This is a genomic window from Sandaracinaceae bacterium, from assembly GCA_020633055.1.
Taxonomy (GTDB): Bacteria; Myxococcota_A; Polyangia; order Polyangiales; family Houyiibacteriaceae; genus JADJJE01.
On the sequence record JACKEJ010000005.1, the window covers coordinates 701,936 to 721,333 of the forward strand.

The 19,398-nt window shown below is 69.7% G+C and carries 14 protein-coding genes; 7 read left to right on the plus strand and 7 right to left on the minus strand.

Annotated elements, in window-relative coordinates:
- Positions 1–26: 26 nt before the first annotated feature.
- The 6 genes from H6726_07820 to H6726_07845 all read right to left on the minus strand — a co-directional run bounded on the left by H6726_07820 (position 27) and on the right by H6726_07845 (position 9,094).
- Positions 27–4,160: a thrombospondin type 3 repeat-containing protein gene (locus H6726_07820; GenBank protein MCB9657537.1), complete on the minus strand. Its 4,134-nt coding sequence runs from the start codon at positions 4,158–4,160 to the stop codon at positions 27–29.
- A 237-nt stretch (positions 4,161–4,397) separates the two neighbouring features.
- On the minus strand, positions 4,398–5,708 hold the full coding sequence (locus H6726_07825) for a pyruvate dehydrogenase complex dihydrolipoamide acetyltransferase (GenBank protein MCB9657538.1): 1,311 nt from the start codon (positions 5,706–5,708) through the stop codon (positions 4,398–4,400).
- 27 nt (positions 5,709–5,735) lie between these two features.
- Complete coding sequence (locus tag H6726_07830) at positions 5,736–6,728, minus strand: pyruvate dehydrogenase complex E1 component subunit beta (protein ID MCB9657539.1); 993 nt, start codon at positions 6,726–6,728, stop codon at positions 5,736–5,738.
- Positions 6,715–7,662, minus strand: coding sequence for a pyruvate dehydrogenase (acetyl-transferring) E1 component subunit alpha (pdhA, locus tag H6726_07835; protein MCB9657540.1), 948 nt, complete (start codon positions 7,660–7,662; stop codon positions 6,715–6,717). Before pdhA ends, H6726_07830 begins: the two co-directional genes overlap by 14 nt.
- Positions 7,663–7,916: 254 nt before the next feature.
- Positions 7,917–8,624 (minus strand): phospholipase, encoded by a 708-nt coding sequence (locus tag H6726_07840; protein MCB9657541.1) that lies wholly within the window; start codon positions 8,622–8,624, stop codon positions 7,917–7,919.
- Positions 8,621–9,094, minus strand: coding sequence for a hypothetical protein (locus tag H6726_07845; protein MCB9657542.1), 474 nt, complete (start codon positions 9,092–9,094; stop codon positions 8,621–8,623). Before H6726_07845 ends, H6726_07840 begins: the two co-directional genes overlap by 4 nt.
- A gap of 182 nt (positions 9,095–9,276) precedes the next feature.
- Between H6726_07845 and clpB the strand changes: the two genes are divergently transcribed.
- The 5 genes from clpB (at position 9,277) to H6726_07870 (ending at position 15,419) form a co-directional block, all read left to right on the plus strand.
- Positions 9,277–11,895, plus strand: a complete 2,619-nt coding sequence (gene clpB, locus H6726_07850) for an ATP-dependent chaperone ClpB (protein ID MCB9657543.1) — start codon at positions 9,277–9,279, stop codon at positions 11,893–11,895.
- 465 nt (positions 11,896–12,360) lie between these two features.
- On the plus strand, positions 12,361–13,260 hold the full coding sequence (locus tag H6726_07855) for a CPBP family intramembrane metalloprotease (GenBank protein MCB9657544.1): 900 nt from the start codon (positions 12,361–12,363) through the stop codon (positions 13,258–13,260).
- 3 nt (positions 13,261–13,263) lie between these two features.
- Entirely contained in the window at positions 13,264–14,346 is a 1,083-nt protein-coding gene (locus tag H6726_07860; GenBank protein MCB9657545.1) for a patatin-like phospholipase family protein, read from the plus strand.
- Between the two features lie 84 nt (positions 14,347–14,430).
- The gene (locus tag H6726_07865; protein ID MCB9657546.1) at positions 14,431–14,868 is read left to right on the plus strand and encodes a hypothetical protein; all 438 of its coding nucleotides are present in this window, start codon (positions 14,431–14,433) and stop codon (positions 14,866–14,868) included.
- Positions 14,865–15,419 carry a hypothetical protein gene (locus H6726_07870; GenBank protein ID MCB9657547.1) on the plus strand — a complete coding sequence of 185 codons (555 nt, stop codon included), beginning with the start codon at positions 14,865–14,867 and terminating at the stop codon, positions 15,417–15,419. Before H6726_07865 ends, H6726_07870 begins: the two co-directional genes overlap by 4 nt.
- Before the next feature lie 73 nt (positions 15,420–15,492).
- Here the strand turns inward: H6726_07870 and H6726_07875 are convergent, their stop codons facing one another.
- Positions 15,493–16,176, minus strand: a complete 684-nt coding sequence (locus tag H6726_07875; GenBank protein ID MCB9657548.1) for a Fe2+-dependent dioxygenase — start codon at positions 16,174–16,176, stop codon at positions 15,493–15,495.
- 21 nt (positions 16,177–16,197) lie between these two features.
- On the opposite strand from H6726_07875, the gene H6726_07880 reads away from it, so the two are divergent.
- Positions 16,198–17,625, plus strand: coding sequence for a wax ester/triacylglycerol synthase family O-acyltransferase (locus H6726_07880; protein ID MCB9657549.1), 1,428 nt, complete (start codon positions 16,198–16,200; stop codon positions 17,623–17,625).
- Positions 17,626–17,732: 107 nt separating this feature from the next.
- On the plus strand, positions 17,733–19,397 hold the full coding sequence (locus H6726_07885; protein ID MCB9657550.1) for a hypothetical protein: 1,665 nt from the start codon (positions 17,733–17,735) through the stop codon (positions 19,395–19,397).
- Position 19,398 lies beyond the last annotated feature (1 nt).

Below are 19,398 nucleotides of genomic sequence, written 5' to 3' on the forward strand. Positions count from 1 at the left end.
TCTCTCCTCAGGCGCTCAGCGAGCGATCAGCCCTCGTCGGGGCAGCCCTCGTCCACCATGCCGTCGCAGTCGTTGTCGAGGCCGTCGCAGATCTCGGCCGACTGGTTGCCGTCGCAGGTGACGCAGTTGTCGTCGATCATGCCGTCGCAGTCGTTGTCGATGCCATCGCACAGCTCGATGAACGGCGTGCAGATGGGGCCGCAGCCCTCGTCCACCATGCCGTCGCAGTCGTTGTCGATGTTGTCGTTGCAGACCTCGTTGTAGGGCACGCAGCTCCCGCCACAGCCCTCGTCGATGGACCCGTTGCAGTTGTTGTCGACGCCGTCGCACACCTCGAGCGCCGGAGTGCAACCCGACGTCGGGCAGCCCTCGTCCTCGAGACCGTCGCAGTCATCGTCCATCATGTTGCAGACCTCGGGGCCCGGCGTGCAGCCCGCCATCGGACAGCCCTCGTCGATCATCATGTCCATGTCTTCGTCGGCGCCGAGCGGGTTGCACAGCTCGACCGGGGGCAGGCTGCCCGGACCCTGACAGGTGAAGTCGGCCATCATGTCGCAGTTGGTGTCGATCATCTGGCCCGCCATGGTGCACAGCTGGGGCTGGCAGGTGGTCCCGCCACAGCCCTCGTCCACCATGCCGTCGCAGTCGTTGTCGAACATGTCGTTGCAGACCTCCGTGACGGGGGTCTGACCCGGCATCGGGCACGGGCCGGTCGGGCAGACGCCCGCCTCTTGGTTGTCCGGCGTGCCGTTGCAGTTGTTGTCCTGCGCGTTACACGCCACGGGGCCCGGGATGCAGGCGCTGAAGCAGCCTTCATCGACCTGCATGTCCATGTCGTCGTCCACACCGGGCGGGTTGCACAGCTCGGGCAGCGTCGCGACGCAGTCGTTGTTGAGGCGGCCGTCGCAGTCCTCGTCGATGGTGTCGGAGCCGCAGTCCGTGCCGCCCGTGGGAGTGCAGGAGCAGGCCAGTCGGATGTTCACGTTCGCGGTCGGGTCCGTGTTGACCTTCTGCGTCAGGTAGGTGCACCACGTCCCACGCAGCCACAGGTCCGTGCCGCCCATGCCGTCCGACACGAACTCGTAGCCGTTGGTGGCGTTCTCCGGGATGTTGCAGTTCCCGGTGGGGGAGTCGGCGCAGCTCACCGCGCTGAAGTCCACATCGACGATGCCCAGGTCGGCCCCGGCGGCGTCGGTGTCACCGAGGGGCAGGCGACAGGACACGAGCGTGATGCGGATCGCGTCGAGCGCGTCGATGATGTCCTGGGTGTTGCTGACCTGATACCAGGTCCCGGTGGGCGCAGCGGCCAGCGTCTGCGGGTTGTTCCAGGTCGTGTTGGGGTCGCCGGCGCCCGCGATGGCCGCCATGATCGACGGGTTCACGCCGGTGAAGCCGATGACGTAGACGGGGATCCCCAGATCGGCGAGGTTCTTGGCCTCACGGATCGAGCCGTAGATCTCGTCGCCGTCGCCGGAAGCGCCCGAGGGCTCCCAGTTCGAGTCGTTGCCCGGCGCCTCCCACCCCTGGTCGCAGTTCGTGGGCTGACCGTCGGTCACGAGGACGACCGCGGAGGGTCGACCCGCCTGCGTGTCTCCGGCGAGCGAGTACAGGTTGCGCGTACGCACACCCTGGAGCGCGGCGGGCGTCGGTGTGCCACCACCTGCGTTGTTGCCGATGCTCGCGGCGTTGTGGAAGTTGGTGCCCAGGTTGGCCGTGCCTGCCGCCGTCATCGCGAGCGCGAGGGTGGGCACGGTGTTCGTGGAGGTCGTGCTGCCGCCACACGTTCCCGAGTCGGTGGTGAAGTAGCTGACGCCCAGGTTGAAGTTGGAGGGCAGCGTGTTGCGCAGCGTGTCGACGGCGCCGTCCCAAGCCTCCGCGCGCGTCCCGCAGTTGGTGCACGCGTCGAAGTCCATGGAGCCTGAGAAGTCCACCACGAAGTGGAGGTTGGGGGCGATGGGGTTGGCCTGGGACGACTCGCTGACGCACGCCGCCGCGGTGTCCGGGATGACCACGCTCTGGCAGTGGTCACCGATGCCGTCGCCCGCGCCGTACGCCATGGTCGCCGCGATGTAGCGGTCCTCCTGCGAGGGGTTGGAGACGTTTACGCAGTTGTCGCAGGCGTCGCCCACCCCGTCGCCGTCCACGTCCTCCTGCATGGGGTTGGCGTCGTTCGGGCAGTTGTCAGACGCGGAGGGGATGCCGTCCATGTCGTCGTTCGGGTTGGTGTCACCCAAGTCTGGGCAGCTCATGGCGTCCAGCTGCGGCGGCTGCGCGTAACCCGTGATGGGCGCGCCGGTGGCGCTGGGCACGTCCACACAGTTGTCGCAGAGGTTGCCGATGCCGTCGCCGTCGCCGTCGATCTGCGCCGGGTTCGGCGTGTTGGAGCAGTTGTCCTGGTAGTTCGGGACGCCGTCCATGTCGTCGTCGCCCAGCTGCACCGTGGAGCCGCCGCAGGTGGCGTCGGTCCCCTGCGAGCCCGCGTTCGCGAAGAAGTCGCAGTCGTCACAGGCGTCGCCCAGGCCGTCGCCGTCGCTGTCCAGCTGCACGCCCATCACCGCGGGGTTGGACGTGGTCGGGCAGTTGTCGGTCCCGTTGGTCACCCCGTCGCCGTCGAAGTCGCCGGAGGGGTAGTTCAGGTTCATGTCCGAGCAGGCGAAGGGATCCTGCGTGTTGTTGGCCACGGTCGGGCACACGTCGCACTCGTCGCCCACGCCGTCGCCGTCCACGTCCGACTGACCACCCATGCCCACGATGGGGTTCGCGAGGTTGGGGCAGTTGTCCTGGAACGCGAAGACGTTGTCGCCGTCGAGGTCGTTGTACGCGCAGGTCGCGCCGCACGCGTTGCGCAGGGCGAGGGACGCCATCGGGTGGCAGACGCAGGTGTCGCAGGCGTCGCCGATGCCGTCGAAGTCGAGGTCGATCTGGGCGGCGTTGGACACGCTGTTGCAGTTGTCGATGCCGTTCGCCACTCCGTCGCCGTCGAAGTCGCCGAGCGGGTTGCTGAGGTCCGGGCGGCAGGCGTCGCCGATGCCGTCGTCGTTCGCGTCCGCCTGGCCGAAGTTGGCGATGGTGGGGCAGTTGTCGCACACGTCGCCCACGCCGTCGCTGTCCGCGTCCGCCTGGTTCGTGTTCGGGTCGCTGACGCAGTTGTCGAGCTCGTTGTTGACGCCGTCGTTGTCGCCATCCAGACCCGGCGCGGTGTTGGGGTCACACACCGCCACGTTGGCCTGGTTCGCGTTGGCCGCGTTGGGGCAGGTGTCGCACACGTCACCGTAGCCGTCGCCGTCCGCGTCGGCTTGGTCGTTGTTGGAGATGGTCGGGCAGTTGTCGACGGCGTCGTTGAACCCGTCGCTGTCGCCGTCGGTCGTGGTGCTCGGGAGCATCGCGCACATGCTCGGATCGGTCTGCGTCTGCGCCGCGTTGGCCTGCATCGGGCACACGTCACACACGTCGCCCACGCCGTCGCCATCCGTGTCCGTCTGATCCGCGTCCGGCAGGGCCACGCCATTGTCGTTGCGGCGACCGTTCGGGCAGTTGTCCGCGTTGTTGGGCACGCCGTCCATGTCGTTGTCGGCCGTCGGGTTCCCGTTGTCCGTCGGGCAGGTCACCGGCGGCACCTGCTGATCCGAGTTGGCCGAGTTCGGGCACGTGTCGCACGCGTCGCCGAAGCCGTCCATGTCCGTGTCCAGCTGGTCCGCGTTGCTGACGCGGCGACAGTTGTCCGTGCCGTCCAGCACGCCGTCTCCATCCGTGTCGGCGTTGCTCGGCAGGCCCTCCTGGCACGCATCGCCGATGCCGTCGCCATTGCCGTCGAGCTGGTCGTTGTTGGCGATGTCCACGCAGTTGTCGCACGCGTCCCCGACGAAGTCCTCGTCCTCGTCCGCGTTGGTCGGATCGAAGTCGTCCGGACAGCGGTCGTTGCTGTTGGTGATGCCGTCGCCATCACGGTCGAACGGATCGACGACGCCGTTGTCGGTGTCGTCCCCGAGGTCCACCGGCATGCCGTTGTCCGTTCGGATCACGCCGGTGTCCGACATGTTCATCCCCGTGTCACCACCGACGCCCATGTCGCGGGTGGGGTCTCCGCCTCCGCCGCCGCAGCCACTCGCGACGACAGACAGGACCAACAAAGCACTCAGGCTCGCTCGATTGAACATCATAGCGCTCATCACCATACCCTTGTTTGGGGGCATAAACATCCAAAAGCGGTCTACCCAGCAACGATAAACCAGGTCCACACTAACCGATCGCCTAAGAGATTGGCTAGCGCTGGATGCATTTTTATTCCCGGACCGTCCCGTTTGTGCGGGATACGGACAACGCGAGCGCGAATCGACAGCCGTCTAGCGAGCCGTCGAGCAAGAGCCTGCCCGTGAGAGGGGAGCGAACGCCGGCTGCTACAGAAGCATGGCGATCGGTCGCTCGATGTAGCCGCGCAACGCCTGGAGGAAGCGCGCGCCGATGGCCCCATCGATGACTCGATGGTCAGCACTCAAGGTGGCCTTCATGCGACGTCCGACGACCACCTGACCGTCACGCACGACGGGCTCCTCGCGCAGCGCGCCGACCGCGAGGATGGCTCCCTCGGGCGGGTTGATGACTGCCGCGAACTCCTCGATCCCGTACATCCCCAGGTTGCTGATGGAGAAGGTGCCCTCCGAGATCTCCTCGAGGCGCAGCTTCTTGTCCTTCGCGCGCTGAGCGAGCGAACGGACCTCCTCTGCGATGACGCTCACCCCCTTCTTGTCGGCGTCCCGCACCACGGGTGTAATGAGGCCATCGGGCACGGCCACCGCCACCGAGATGTCGACCACCTGGTGGAAGCGGATGACGTCGCCTCCCCAGCTCGCGTTGCACTCCGGCACGTCGCGCAACGCGAGGGCGCACGCCTTGATCACGAGATCGTTGAAGGACACCTTTCCGGCCCCCGCGAGCGCTTCGTTCAATTGCGTGCGGGCCGCCACCATGGCGTCCATGTCGAAATCCACCGTCAGGTAATAGTGAGGCACCTCACGCTTGGACTCCGTCAGACGTCGCGCGATGGTCTTGCGCGTGCCGCTCGCCTTCTCGACGCGTGGGGGCCTGCGCTCCCACCCTGACCCGGCCGTGCGCGACGGCCCTGCGGCGTCCGTGCTGGCGTGTCCCGCGCTGGAGAGCCCTTCGAGATCACGCTTGATGACTCGCCCCCTGGGCCCGCTGCCACGGACGGTGTGCAGGTCGATGCCTTGCTCGCGGGCCATCTTCCGAACGAGGGGGCTGGAGAGGACGCGCCCCGTTGCAGCCCCCGTGTGCTCGTCTGCGTCGGAGACGGGGCTCGCCAGAGCCGCGGTGCCCGGCTGGGACGCCGTCGTCGTGGTCTCCTGAGCGCCGCTCGCCCCTGCCGCCGCCGACCCTTGCGATGCACCCGCCGCGGGCTTCGCCCCGCCCTTCCCGGCGGCGACCTGCTCGAGCAGGGCCGAGATGTCCTCCCCGGCCTTGCCCAGGATGGCGACGGGGGTGTCGGGGGCCAGCGTCTCGCCGACGGGCACCAGGATCTTGAGCAGCACGCCCTTGTCGAACGAGCGGAACTCCATGGTGGCTTTGTCGGTCTCGACCTCCGCGAGGAGCTCGTCCACGTCGACGCTGTCGCCCTCCTGCTTGGTCCACGCGACGAGCGTGCCCTCCTCCATGGTGGGCGAGAGCTTGGGCAGTCCGATGATCTTGGCCATGTTGACGTTGTCTCTCTCTGCTCGGGATTACTTCGCGTAGCTCACGCGCTCGACCGCCTCGACCACGCGCGCCACGCTCGGCAGCACGTAGTCCTCGAGGTTCAGCGCGTAGGGCATGGGCACCTCGAGGCTGGCGACGCGCAGGATGGGCGCGTCCAGGTAGTCGAAGGCCTCGCGCTGGATGCGGTCCACCAGCTCGGCGCCCGGGCCGCCGTACGGCCAGTGCTCGTGCACGATGACGCAGCGGTTCGTCTTCTTGACGCTCTCGACCACCGTCTCGTGGTCGAAGGGGCGCAGCGTGCGCGGGTCGATCACCTCGCAGGAGATGCCCTTCTTGGCGAGCTCGTCCGCCGCCTCGAGCGCCGTGTAGTACGGGCGCCCCCACGCGACGAGCGTGCAGTCGCTGCCCTCGCGGGCCACGCGCGCCAGGCCGAACGGGATGGTCTCGTCCGCGTCCACCTCGGGCACTTCGCCCTTCACGTTGTAGAGCGTCTCGCCCTCGAGGAACACCACGGGGTTCTCGCAGCGGATAGCCGTCTTGAGCAGGCCCTTCGCGTCGCGCGGCGTGGACGGGATGACCACGTGCAGACCCGGGATGGACGCGTAGAACGGGCTCACCTCGTGGCTGTGCTGCGCGCCCACCTGCTTGGCCGCTCCGTCGGGCCCGCGGAACACCACCGGCGAGCGGTACATGCCCGCGCTCATCGGGTAGATCTTCGCCGCGTTGCTGATGATCTGGTCGAACGCGACGAAGCTGAAGTTCCACGTCATGAACTCGATCACCGGCCGCAGGCCCGTCATGGCCGCGCCGATGCCGATGCCCGCGAAGCCCGCCTCGGCGATGGGCGTGTCGATCACGCGCTTCTCGCCGAACTGCTCGAGCAGCCCCTCGGACACCTTGTAGGCGCCCTGATAGTGGCCCACCTCTTCGCCCATCAGGAACACGCGCTCGTCGCGCTCCATCTCTTCGCGCAGCGCCTCGCGCAGCGCCTCTCGGTAGCGGATCTCACGCATCGCCATGGATGACTCCTGGTGCCTCGGGGGCGACCGCCGTGCTGAACATGACCTCGGCCTTGGCCGGCTCGGACTCGTCTGCGAACTTCACCACCGCGTCGATGCGCGTGTCCACCTCGGCGTCGATGTCGTCGAGCTGGTCCTCGCTGACGCCCAGCTCCATGAGGAAGCGGCGCGCCACCACCACCGGGTCGCGCAGCTTGCGCTCCTCCAGCTCGGCCTGGGAGCGGTACTTGGCCGGGTCGCTCATGGAGTGCCCGCGGAAGCGGTAGGTGCTGATCTCGATGAACGTCGGCCCCTCGCCCTTGCGCGCGCGGTCCACCGCGACGCCGATGCGCTCCGCCGTGACGCGCACGTCGTGCCCGTCGAAGTGGTCGCCGGCCATGCCGTAGCCCTGCGCCTTGAGCGTGAGGTCGGAGATGGCGCTGGTGCGCGACATGGGCGTGCCCATCGCGTACTGGTTGTTCTCGCACACGAACACGATGGGGAGCTTCCACAGCCCCGAGAGGCTCATGGCCTCGTGGAAGCCGCCGATGTTGGTGGCCCCCTCTCCGAAGAAGCAGATGGTGACCCGCCCGTCGCCCGTGTACTTGCTCTTGAACGCGGCGCCGGCCGCGAGCGCCAGGTGGCCGCCGACGATGCCCCAGCCGCCCATGAAGTTGGTCTCGGCGTCGAAGAAGTGCATGGACCCGCCGAGCCCACGCGCGCAGCCCGTGTCCTTGCCGAACAGCTCGGCCATGCCCGCCTCGGGCGCCATCCCGCGAGCCAGCGTGATGCCGTGGTCGCGGTAGGTCTGGAACACGTAGTCCTCGGGCTGCAGCGCCGCGCTGGCTCCGACGGCGATGGCCTCCTGCCCGATGTAGAGGTGCAGAAAGCCCCCGATCTTGCCCTGCGCGTAGGCGCGGGCCGCCTCTTCCTCGAAGCGGCGAATCAACATCATCGTCCGGTATTGCTCGATCAGCGTGTCGGTGTCCGTGGGCACGTTCGGCCTCCTGCTGCCGCGGTGTCAATTTCACAAAAACGTGTAAAGCGCAGCCGAGCGGGTTCTACTCGCACCCGGGGGACAGCGCTACGACGTCTGGACGCAAACACGTCCACCGGCCGTAATGTTTCACCCAAAGCAAGAGCCCGAGCCTATCAGGGGTCCCCAGCGGCACGCAGTGAAATCGCGGTGAAAGGACCGCCGTCGCGGGCTCAGAGCACGCGCTGCAGGAACGCCTCGAAGCTCTTGAGCACGTCCATGGGGATCTCGTGACCGCCACGGAAGGGCACGAACTGGACGCTACAGCCCGCGTTCGTGAGCTCGTCACGCAGCCGCTCGGCGAAGCCGAAGCCCAGCATGGCGTCCGACGTCCCGTGGCTCTGGAAGACGGGTACGGCGCGGCGCGCGGCCATCCCCGGCACCCAGCGCTCGCTGGCAAGCAGCGTCCCGGACAGCACCGCGAGCCCCGCAAAGTCGCGGCCCCCGGCGAAGGTCACGTCGCAGGCCAGCATGGACCCCTGCGAGAACCCACCGAGGACCGTCTGGGCGTCCGTCACGCCGAGCTCCGCCTGCAGCGCATCGAGCATGGCGACGACCGCGTCGTGCGCGCCTGTCAGGCCCGGGGGCAGCTCGTGGGTGAGGTCACGCGGCTGACCGCTGCTCAAGGCGCGCTCCACGGCGGCCATGTCGATCTCCCACCAGGCGCGCGCCCCGAACATGCCGGGCAGCGCGTGAGGCGCCGCAGGGAACGCGAAGCGCACGGCGCGGTCCACGCCGAGGACACGGTAGAGGCCGACGAGGTCGTCCCCCGAGGCCCCGAAGCCGTGCATGAGCACCACCAACGGACCGTCACCCCCACCTTCGCGGTCGGTGCCGCCAGCGAGGACCACGTCAAGGGGACCGAATCGCGCGCGCTTCATGGGTCGGGTTGTAGCAGGCCCGACGCGGGATGCCGGCTGGGGCCCCCAGCGCTCGTGTCGACGCCGCTGCCGCTCGGGCTGCCAGCGCCGTTCGCACCGAGTGATCCGCTGAGGAGTGGCCAGAGCAAGAGCAGCAGCAAGCAAGCCGCCACAGCCAAGAGCAGGCGCAGCTCGAGGCCAGACCGATCCGAGCTGCCGCCCGCGCCTCCGCCCGCCTTGGGGCGGGCGAGGTCCATCACAGCCTCGAGCTCGCGGGTGAGCGCCTCGTGCTCCGGGTGGTCGTCCGGTACGAGCTGGAGCGCGCGTTGGTATGCGCGGGTGGCCATCTCGAAGTCGCGCGACATCTGGCCGATGCGCGCCCGGGTGCGCAGCTCGGCGAGGGTGCTGGCATGCACGAGCGCGCCGCAGTCGCACACGCGGTCGTAAATGCTCAGGGGCGCGCCACACGCTTGGCAGGAGCCGTTGCTCACTGCGAGGTTGTAGCGCGTCACGGCGCGTGCGCGAACCCCGTTGCGCACTCGGAGGGGATGCTTAGCTTGGCAAGGCCTGTGTGACGCGGAGCCGAGAGAACCGCTCGACGCCGCAACGCATGGGACAACCCCGACACACTGGGCACGGCGAGCAGAGGCTCCGCCGTGAGATGGAGACACGAATGCGTATCGACCGCCTGACCACCAAGACCCGCGAAGCCCTCATCGCCGCGCAGCAGAGCGCGGCGCAGCTGCGGCACCCGGAGCTCTACCCCGAGCACTTCCTCGCCGCCCTGCTCGCGCCTGCCGACGGCGTCGCCGCGGCCATCCTCACCAAGGCGGGCAGCGATCCACGCGCCGTCGCCGCGGAGGCCACGCGCGCGCTGAACAACCGCCCCACCGTGCAAGGTGGAGACGAGCCCAGCATGTCCCGCCGCCTGCGCGACGTGCTGACCGAGGCGTGGGCGCAGACGGAGGCGTTCGGCGACGAGTACACCTCGGCCGAGCACGTGCTGCTCGCCATCGCCAAGCTGGAAGGCAAGCTGCTCCCCGTGGACGCGAAGACGCTGCGCGCCGCCATCGACCAGGTGCGCGGCAGCGCGAAGGTCACGGACGCGGACCCCGAGGGCAAGTACCAGGTCCTCGAGAAGTACACGCGCGACCTCACCGCCGCGGCGCGCGCGGGCAAGATCGACCCGGTCATCGGGCGCGACGAAGAGATCCGCCGCGTGCTGCAGGTGCTCAGCCGCCGCACCAAGAACAACCCCGTCATCATTGGTGAGCCGGGCGTGGGCAAGACGGCCATCGTCGAGGGCATCGCGCACCGCATCGCGCAGGGCGACGTGCCCGAGGGGCTGAAGAACAAGTCCGTGCGCGCGCTCGACCTGGGCGCGCTGATCGCGGGCGCCAAGTTCCGCGGCGAGTTCGAGGAGCGCCTGAAGCAGGTGCTGAAGGAGCTGGAGGGGGCCGAGGGCTCCATCATCCTGTTCATCGACGAGCTGCACACGCTGGTGGGCGCGGGCGCGTCCGAGGGCTCGATGGACGCGAGCAACATGCTCAAGCCGGCCCTCGCGCGCGGCGAGCTGCGCTGCATCGGCGCCACCACGCTCAACGAGTACCGCAAGCACATCGAGAAGGACGCCGCGCTGGCGCGCCGCTTCCAGCCCGTGTTCGCGAACGAGCCGAGCGTGTCGGACACCATCGGCATCCTGCGCGGCCTGAAGGAGCGCTACGAGGTGCACCACGGCATCCGCATCCAGGACAGCGCCATCGTGGCCGCCGCGACGCTCAGCAACCGCTACATCACGGACCGCTTCATGCCCGACAAGGCCATCGACCTGGTGGACGAGGCAGCGTCACGGCTGAAGATGGAGATCGACTCGCTGCCCGGGCCCATCGACCAGGTGGAGCGCAAGGTCATGCAGCTCGAGATCGAGCGGCAGGCCCTGAAGAAGGAGAAGGACGACGCCAGCAAGAAGCGGCTCGAGCTGCTGGAGTCCGAGCTGGCCGACCTGCAAGAGCAGCGCAGCGGCATGCGCGCGCAGTGGATGCGCGAGAAGGAGGCCATCAGCGACATCCGCGACAAGAAGGCCGAGGTGGAGCAGCTGCGGCTCGACCTGGAGCGCGCCCAGCGCGTGGCGGACTTCGACCTGGCCGCGCGGCTCCAGTACGGTGAGATCCCGGCCGCCGAGAAGGCGGTGAAGGCCGCGCAGGACGAGCTCAAGCTGGTGCAGAAGGACCAGAGCTTCCTCGAGGAGGAGGTGACCGAGGAGCACATCGCCGCGGTGGTGTCGCGCTGGACGGGCGTGCCCGTGAGCAAGATGCTCGAGAGCGAGAAGGCCAAGCTGCTGCACATGGAGGAGCGGCTGGGGCAGCGCGTGGTCGGTCAGCGCGAGGCCGTGGTGGCCGTGTCGAACGCGGTGCGCCGCTCGCGCGCGGGGCTCGGTGAGCCCAACCGGCCCATCGGGAGCTTCTTGTTCCTGGGACCGACTGGCGTAGGCAAGACCGAGCTGGCGCGCGCGCTGGCGGAGTTCATGTTCGACGACGAGCGGGCCATGGTCCGGCTCGACATGAGCGAGTACATGGAGAAGCACGCGGTGTCGCGCTTGATCGGCGCGCCCCCCGGCTACGTGGGCTACGAGGAGGGCGGTCAGCTGACCGAGCCCGTGCGCCGTCGGCCGTACAGCGTGGTGCTGTTCGACGAGGTCGAGAAGGCGCACCCCGACGTGTGGAACGTGCTGCTGCAGGTGCTCGACGACGGGCGCCTGACCGACGGCCAGGGCCGCACGGTGGACTTCAAGAACGTGGTCATCATCCTGACGAGCAACATCGGCAGCCACCACATCCTCGAGAGCTCCGGCGACGGGGCCGACGAGACCGCCATGCGGGAAGCCGTCACGCGCGAGCTGCGCGCGGCGTTCCGGCCCGAGTTCCTGAACCGCCTGGACGAGACGGTGATCTTCCACCGGCTCGACAAGGAGGAGGTCGGCCACATCATCGACATCCAGCTGAAGCGCTTCGCGGCGCGCCTGGCCGAGCGCGACCTCGGGCTCGAGCTGAGCGACGACGCGCGCGCCTTCCTGCGCAACGTCGGGTTCGACCCGGCCTACGGCGCACGGCCGCTGAAGCGGGCCATCCAGAAGCACCTGGAGAACGGTCTCGCCGAGGCCATCCTGGCGGGCACGTTCAAGCCCGGACAGGTGGTGCACGTCGACGCGAAGGACGGTCGGCTGGTGTTCGAGGGGCGCGCTGGCGCGCCCCGGGAACGCAAGAGCAGCCCGCCAAACGTCGCCCAAGCGTGAGCGCAGCTCGCGCCGCTTCGGACGGGGCGTCAGCTCGGAGGGGGGAGGTTGTCGCGAACGGGAGAGGGGAGCGCCAGGCACGGGCCCGGTCGCGCAGGCGCTCCCTGCGGTGCCTCCCCGTTTTCGGCGCGTCGCTGCGCGACGCTTGAAAACGGGACCCCCCGACACCCGTCGCCTGGCGCTCCCCTCTCCCTTGGTGACGTCCTTGGCCGGGGTTGGCGCGACCAAGTCTCGTGGGGCCTCGAGGTTCGCTCTTTGGGCGAGGAAAGCTCAGCTGAACGCGACGCGGACGGTTGGGGGCCAGGGAAGCCAGACTGAGCGCGACGCGCACGGTGTGGGGTGATCGGGTGCACGACCATGTCCCGCGCGCGGCGGCGCCGCGTGTGGCCTCGACCGGATGGTTGCGCGCGCGCTGGTGGCGGCGCGGTGGTCGACGAGGTGGTGGGGGCCTGATAAGGGGTGGGCGTGAGCGCGGCGCCCCCGAGCCAAGAACGCCCCGACACGGACGACCATGCCCCGACGCTGAGTGTGCCGGCGTCCGTCGGGCTGACGGCGCTGGCGTTCGTGCTGACGCACGGGTTGTTCTACGTAGCGGGGGCGCTGTACGCGCTGCGCGAGGGGGACGCGCTGCCCGAGGGCTTGGCGCATGGGGTCGTGATGGCGCGCGCCGACGCGCTGGTGCATGGGCTCGCGCTCGCGTTCGGGCTCGGGACCGCGACGCTGTTGGCCACGCTGCGTGGGGGCGCTGGGGCCCTCGGTGTGCGGGAGCGAGTCGGGCTCGTTGCCGTCGGGCGGGCCGCCCTGCCCTGGGCCGCATTGCTGGGCGCGAGCGTGCACGTGGCGGGCGCGGAGCTGGTGAACGTGCTGCGTGAGGTCTGGCCGCTCACCCCAGCCGCGGACGTAGCGCAGCAGCACTTGCTGACGCCGCGCACGTGGCAGGACGGCCTGGGTGCCGTGCTGGCCTTCGTCGCGCTCGCTCCGTTGGCGGAGGAGGTGCTCTTCCGCGGAGTGCTGTTCCCGGGGATGACGCGCCACTATGGACACGCGTGGTTCGCGATCGCGCTGTCGTCGCTGCTCTTCGGGGTCACGCACGTGGAGCCCGTCGCCATCTTCTACGCGACGCTGATGGGCGCGGGGCTGGCGTGGCTGACCGTACGCGCACGCTCCGTGGTCCCGGCGCTGGTCGCGCACGCGGCGCACAACGCGGTGCCGCTGCTGCTGCCCGAGCGGGTCGTACGCATCGAAGGGCTCAACACGTTGGCGCAAGCGGGCTACCATCTGCACCCGTTGATCGTCCTGACCGCGACACTGAGCGCCCTGCTCGCCGCGCGCGCCCTGCTCCACAGCCTCACGAGCCCTCCCTGACGCATGTCCGCACCTGACCTCCCCAAGCTCGGCCTGTCCATCCTCGGCGGAGGCGTGACCGGCGCCATGTACAGCGTGGGCGTGCTCGCGGCGCTCGAGGAGCAGCTCGAGGACTTCCGCGCGAGCGAGCTGGACGCCTACGTGGGCGCGGGCACCGGCGCCGTGCTCGCCGTGGGGCTCGCCGGGGGGCTCACGGCGCAGCGACTGTACCGCGCGCTGCTGAACCCGGCCGACGACCTGTTCCCCATGAAGCGGCACCACCTGCTGCGCCTCGAGCGCCGGGAACTGCGGCGTGCCTTCGGGGCCACGGTGGCTGCGACCAAGAAGCTGTTCGGCAGCGTGCGCAAGCACCCCCTGGACGTCGACCTGTGGCACGAGGTGGACCGCTTCTTCGATGCACTCCCCGCGGGCGTGCTCACCATGGATGGCTTCGAGCAGTTCCTGGCCAGCGTCGTGGACCGGCGGGGCATCCCGGCCACGCTGGACGCGTTCGAGCGCCCAGTGCGGCTGATGGCGAACGACCTGGACGCCGGCACGCGCGTGGTCTTGGGCGAGGCGCCGCACGAACACACCAGCGTGGCGCGGGCCATGGTGGCGTCGTGCGCGGCCCCCGTGCTCTTCGCCCCCGTGGAGCTCGATGGGCGCGACTACATCGGCAGCAACGCGGGCGAGATGGGGCACGTGGACGTCGCGGCGCAGCTGGGATGTGCCCACGTGCTGGTGCTGAACCCGCAGGTGCCCATCCGCGTGGGCCCGGACAGCTCGCGCGTGCAGCGCCTGCGCCAGCGCGGCCTCTTGTGGGTGTACTCGCAGAGCTGGCGCATCGTGACCGAGTCGCGCCTGCTGCAGGGGCTCGAGCGCTTCGCCAAGGCGCACCCCGAGGTGGCGCTGCACCTGATCGAGCCCGAACGCGACGACACGACGATGTTCACGCACTCACCGATGAACTTCGCAGCCCGGCGCGAGATCCTGGAGGACGCCTACCGTCGCACCACCCTCGCGCTCCGGAACCCGCAGCACCCCCTGCGGGCGGCGCTCGAGGCGGCCGGGAGACAGGTGCGGGAGTCGCAAGGCGACGCGGGCTGAACCCGACGCGTGCGGCGCGTGCACGCGGTGTGATAGGAACACTCGGTGGGTTCGGCACGATGTCGGCCACGGAGACGGAGAGACATGAAGCGATACAAGTTCGTGGCGGTGTTGATGGCGATGCTGGGGCTCGGGTGTGGCGACGACGCGACGGGGCCTGCTGGTCCGCAGGGACCGGCGGGTCCGACCGGGCCGCAGGGTCCCGCTGGCGCGGCGGGGCAGGCAGGAGCTGCAGGCGCGCAGGGGCCCATGGGCCTCCCGGGGAACAACACCTTGACGATCGAGACGGAGACCTGTGTGACGGCCGGGAGCTTCTCGTGCACGGTCACCTGCTCGGGCGTGGGCGCCATCGCCATCGCAAGCGCGGGCTACGAGACGGCCGCGACGGGCTCCATCTACATCAACTCGCAAGGCCAACCCGAGAGCGATCCCGGCTCGTGGCAGTTCGACTTCGGCACCGAGGGCGCGGAGTTGGACGTCGACCTGGTCGCCTCCGCGGTCTGCTTCACCCCGCCCGAGTGAGCGAGCGCGCACCGAGCTCTGGCCCGTCCACGCCGCTCCAGATCCTGGACGACCTCGCTCCCGAGGCGCTCCGGGCGGCGGTGTGGGGCGCGTGCCTAGCGCCGCGCTGGTCGTTCGGCAACCGCTCCACCACGTCGCAGAGCAGCCGTCCGTTCTGGATGATGGATCTCGACGGGGTCGCGGCAGCGGACCAGCTGTTCGAGCACGCGCGTCCGACGTGCGAGCGACTCGCGGGCGCGCCGTTGCGCGTGTTGCGGCAGTACGCCAACGGGCACACCTATGGCCTGGGTGGGCGCCCGCACCACGACGACATCCGCCCGGGGACGTACACGTTGCTGTACTATCCCATGCCCGCGTGGGAGCCCGCCTGGGAGGGTGAGACGCTGTTCTTCGACGCGCGTGGGAACGTGGCCGCGGGCATCGCCCTCGCGCCCAACCGAGGCGTGTTCTTCGACGCCCGCATGGCGCACTCGGCCCGCGCGCCAAGTCGTGACTGTGCGGAGCTGCGCGTCACCATCGCGTACAAGCTCATCGTGGCCTCTGCGAGCTGAGGCGCGACCTCAGACCTCGGCGCCGGTGCAGGCCGGGTTCGAATTCGGTTCGCGTGCGCGCCGCCGGGCGGCCTCAGACCTCGCCCCACTGCCGCAGCAGGTTGGCGTGGCTCTTGACCAGCAGGTCGTAGGCGCGGCTCTTCCCTTCGGACGCGTGCACCAGCTCCATGGCCACGCTCAGGTCCCACAGGGTCTCGCGCTGCTGCGGGTCGCGCACCAGGCTCTGCACCCAGCCGATGACCACCAGGCGCTCCCCCTCGGTGACCTCGCGCACCTCGTGCAGCTGCCCCGTGGGGTAGCACAGCAGGTGCCGGGCTGGGAGCTTGAAGCGGGCGTCGCCGCTGCCGGTCTCGAGGCTCAGCTCGCCCCCCGCGTAGCTCGCGGGGTCACTGAGGAAGAGCGTGAAGGAGAGATCGGCGCGCGCGTGCACGGCCCCGTCGACCATCACGGCTGCGTCCACGTGCTTGCCGTAGTGCATGCCGGCGGAGTAGCGCGAGAGGCGCAGCGAGTGCATCTGCCGCGGCAGCGTCGCCGCACGGAACGCGGAGTGCCGGCCCAGCGCGACGCCGACGATGCGGGCCACGCGCGCGATGGACGGGTCGCCCTGCGCCATCTGCTCGTTGTGCTTGACCCCCGCGAGGCGCGGGCTGGCGCTACCCACCCCGGACACGAACGCGGTCTCGCGCGCGATGCCGCACAGCTCGGCCTGCTCCTCGGGCGTGATGACGTTGGCGAAGGTCTGCAGCATCGCGCCCATGGTGCAGTGTAGGATGTGCCCATGCCATACCAGAAGCGCCTCGGTCCGCTCGACCTCTCGTTCCTCGCCGCCGAGACGCGCGAGTCGATGATGCACGTGGGCGCGCTGATGCAATTCACGGTACCCGAGGGGGGCGGACACGAAGACTTCCTCGTGCACCTGATGGACGAGATCAAGCGCGACGCGAACATCGCGCACCCGTGGAACCTCAAGCTGCGTTACCCCGAGATGCTCGCGAACCCGCTGCAAGCCTGGGTGGAGGACGAGCGCTTCGACGCGGAGTACCACGTGCGACGCAGCGCGCTGCCGCGGCCAGGGGGCGAGCGTGAGCTGGGCATCCTCGTGTCGCGACTGCACAGCCACTCCATCGACTTCCACCGGCCGCCCTGGGAGGTGCACTTCATCGAGGGCCTCGGCGACAGACGCTTCGCCATGTATTTCAAGGTCCACCACTCGTTGGTCGACGGCTACACCGGCATGAAGCTCCTGTCGCGCTGCCTGTCGAGCGACGCGAGCGAGCGCGACACGCCGATGTTCTTCGAGCGCGGCACCCCCGAGCGCAAGTCGAACCGCGAGGAGGTGGCGCCCACGCTGGCCGCTCTGATGGAGCGCGCGCGTGAAGAGTGGAGCGGCACGCGCGCGGCCGCGAACGCCCTCGGCCGCGTGATCCGCGCGGGGCGCCGCCACGAGCGCGACCTGATCGCGCCGCGCGAGGCGCCGCGCTCGGTGGTGAACCGCGCCATCGGTCGCAACCGACGCTTCGCCACCCAGCAGTTCGAGACCGAGCGCCTGCGCCAGGTCGCGCGGCGGCTGGACGGCACCATGAACGACGTCGTGCTCGCCCTTTGCGCCGGCGCGCTGCGCCGTCTGCTGGTGGACCTCGACATGCTGCCGACCGATCCGATGACGGCCATGATCCCCGTCAACACGCGACCCAAGGACGACCCGGGCGGCGGCAACGCGGTGGGGGCGGTGCTGGCCACGCTCGCGACGGACTTCGACGACGCCCTCGACCGCTTCCGCGCCATCGTCGCGTCCACGCGCGCCGCCAAGGAGCAGCTGGCCGGCCTCTCGCAGAACGCGGTGCTGCAGTACAGCGCGGCCATCATTGCGCCGGTGCTGTTCTCGCAGATCCCCGGGGCCGCCGAGCGCGTACGCCCCGCGTTCAACGTGGTGGTGTCGAACGTGCCCGGCCCGCGCAAGCACCTCTACTTCCGCGGGCACCGGCTGGACGCGTACTACCCCCTGTCGATCCCCTTCCACGGCTACGCGCTGAACATCACCGTGGTGACCTACGTGGACACGCTCAACTTCGGCTTCACCGCGGACCGCGACGCGCTGCCGCACATGCAGCGCCTGGCCCTGTACGCGCGCGACGCCCTCGAAGAGCTGGAGGCGGTCATCGCGCCGCTGCCGGACGATGCGCACGACGCCCCGGCGGTCTCGTAATTTTTCCTAGGGGAGCCCTTCCGCGCAGCGCGTAGGTTGCAGGGATTGGTGAGTGCCAATCCGCGCGTGACCGCGTGCGCCCATGGCCGCTCTCGAAGGACTCCTGCATGACCTCGTCTCGTATCCAGAAGACGTTGCGCGCCGCGTTGCGCGCGTCGCTCATCCTCTCCGCCACAGCGCCCGGCTGTGGCTCTCCCGCGGACAACCCGCCGGGCTCCGACGGCGGTGTGCCCACAGACGCCCAGGTGGACACGGGCTCCGCGATGGACCTCGCCACCGGGCTCGATGCGGGGAACGACCAGGGCGCGAGCGACCACGGCGTCGCACCCGACGCGGGCCCGCCGTGGATGCCCGCGACGTACACCACGTACAACCAGTCCGGCACGCGGCTCGAGGCGCTCGCCGTGACCGACCCCAACGACAACAGCGCCATCGCGTGGTTCCAGGACACGCTGCTGGGCGTGCGTTGTGGCGTGCGTCGTGCGACCGACGGGGAGCACTACTGCATCCCCGAGGTGGTCGACATCGAAGCCGCGGGCGGGTTCGCGTACCTCGACGACGCCTGCACCATGCCCGCCGTGCTGCTGGAGACCGGCTGTAGCGGGGCGAGCTACGCGCAGTTCCGCAGCAACGATCCGTACGAGATGACCGCCGCGGCCCAGCCCGACGTGTGGTACGCGAGCTTCGGCGGAACCTGCGACGCGGCGACGGTCCCCGGGGGCTATGCGCTGCAGCGGCTCACCGCCGTCCCGCTGAGCACGTTCGTGCAGTTCCCGGAGGCCGATGCGACCGTGCACGCCATCGACACGGCCGTGGGCGTGCGCGTGTTGCACGGAACGGACGGAAGCTCCATCGGCGTCGAGCTCTACGACCGCGTCGCCAACCGCCCGGCGCTGGTGGCGTCCATCCCGACCGGCACCGACGGCAACGGCCAGACCACCTACGAGCTGCGCCTCGTGCCGCAGAACCCCTTCAGCGCGAGCATCACGTCCTACGAGCGCTACGACTGCGCCGTTCAGGGCCAGCAGTTCGCGAACGCTTTCGTCGCCGAGCTGGTCGACCCCGCGCCCGCCTTCGTGCAGGTGGTGATCCTCCCGCCCCAGATCCCGCAGAACAGCTCGCACTTCCGCCGCATCACCGCCGTGCAGACACAGTACTGCGACGCAGGTGGCGTGCTGCGGACGGTCGGTCCGAACCAGCGCGTCTACGTGCTGGGCGGGCCCGCCGCGGACCTGTCCGCGCAGCCGTTGCTCACCCTGCGCCCTGGCGTCGGCACCGGGACCCAGCACGAGCACTACCTGACGGCCGCCGAGCTACCCATCATCCCCCGCGGCTCGCTCGAGCCCACCGAGATGTCGGTCGTCGTGGGCGGCGCCGCTGCGCAGGTCGTGGACTTCGACGGCGCGCTGTACGCCGCTCCGCCCAGGAGCGTGCAGCCCGTGTGGGAGCGCATCTTCGCCGATGGGTCGTGCGAGACCCCGCTCGCGCTCGAGGGTTCCTTCGCGGCCGGGGACCTCCTGCTAATCGAGGCGGCGACCGCCTATCGCAGCTGTCCGAGGAGGTTGACCCGCGCGCCCCGCGCGATGCGTGCCGCGTACCGTGTGGCCAACGAGACGCCGAGCCCCCGTGGGACCGTCCACTACCTTCAGGAGATCGGCGGCATGTGGAGCTGCCAGTCGCGCAACGCCTTCGACGAGCACTACCGGAGCACCGCAGCTCCCAGCGGGGCGCTCGACAGCCTCTTTCCGACGCTCTCGACCGAGGCCCTCTGAC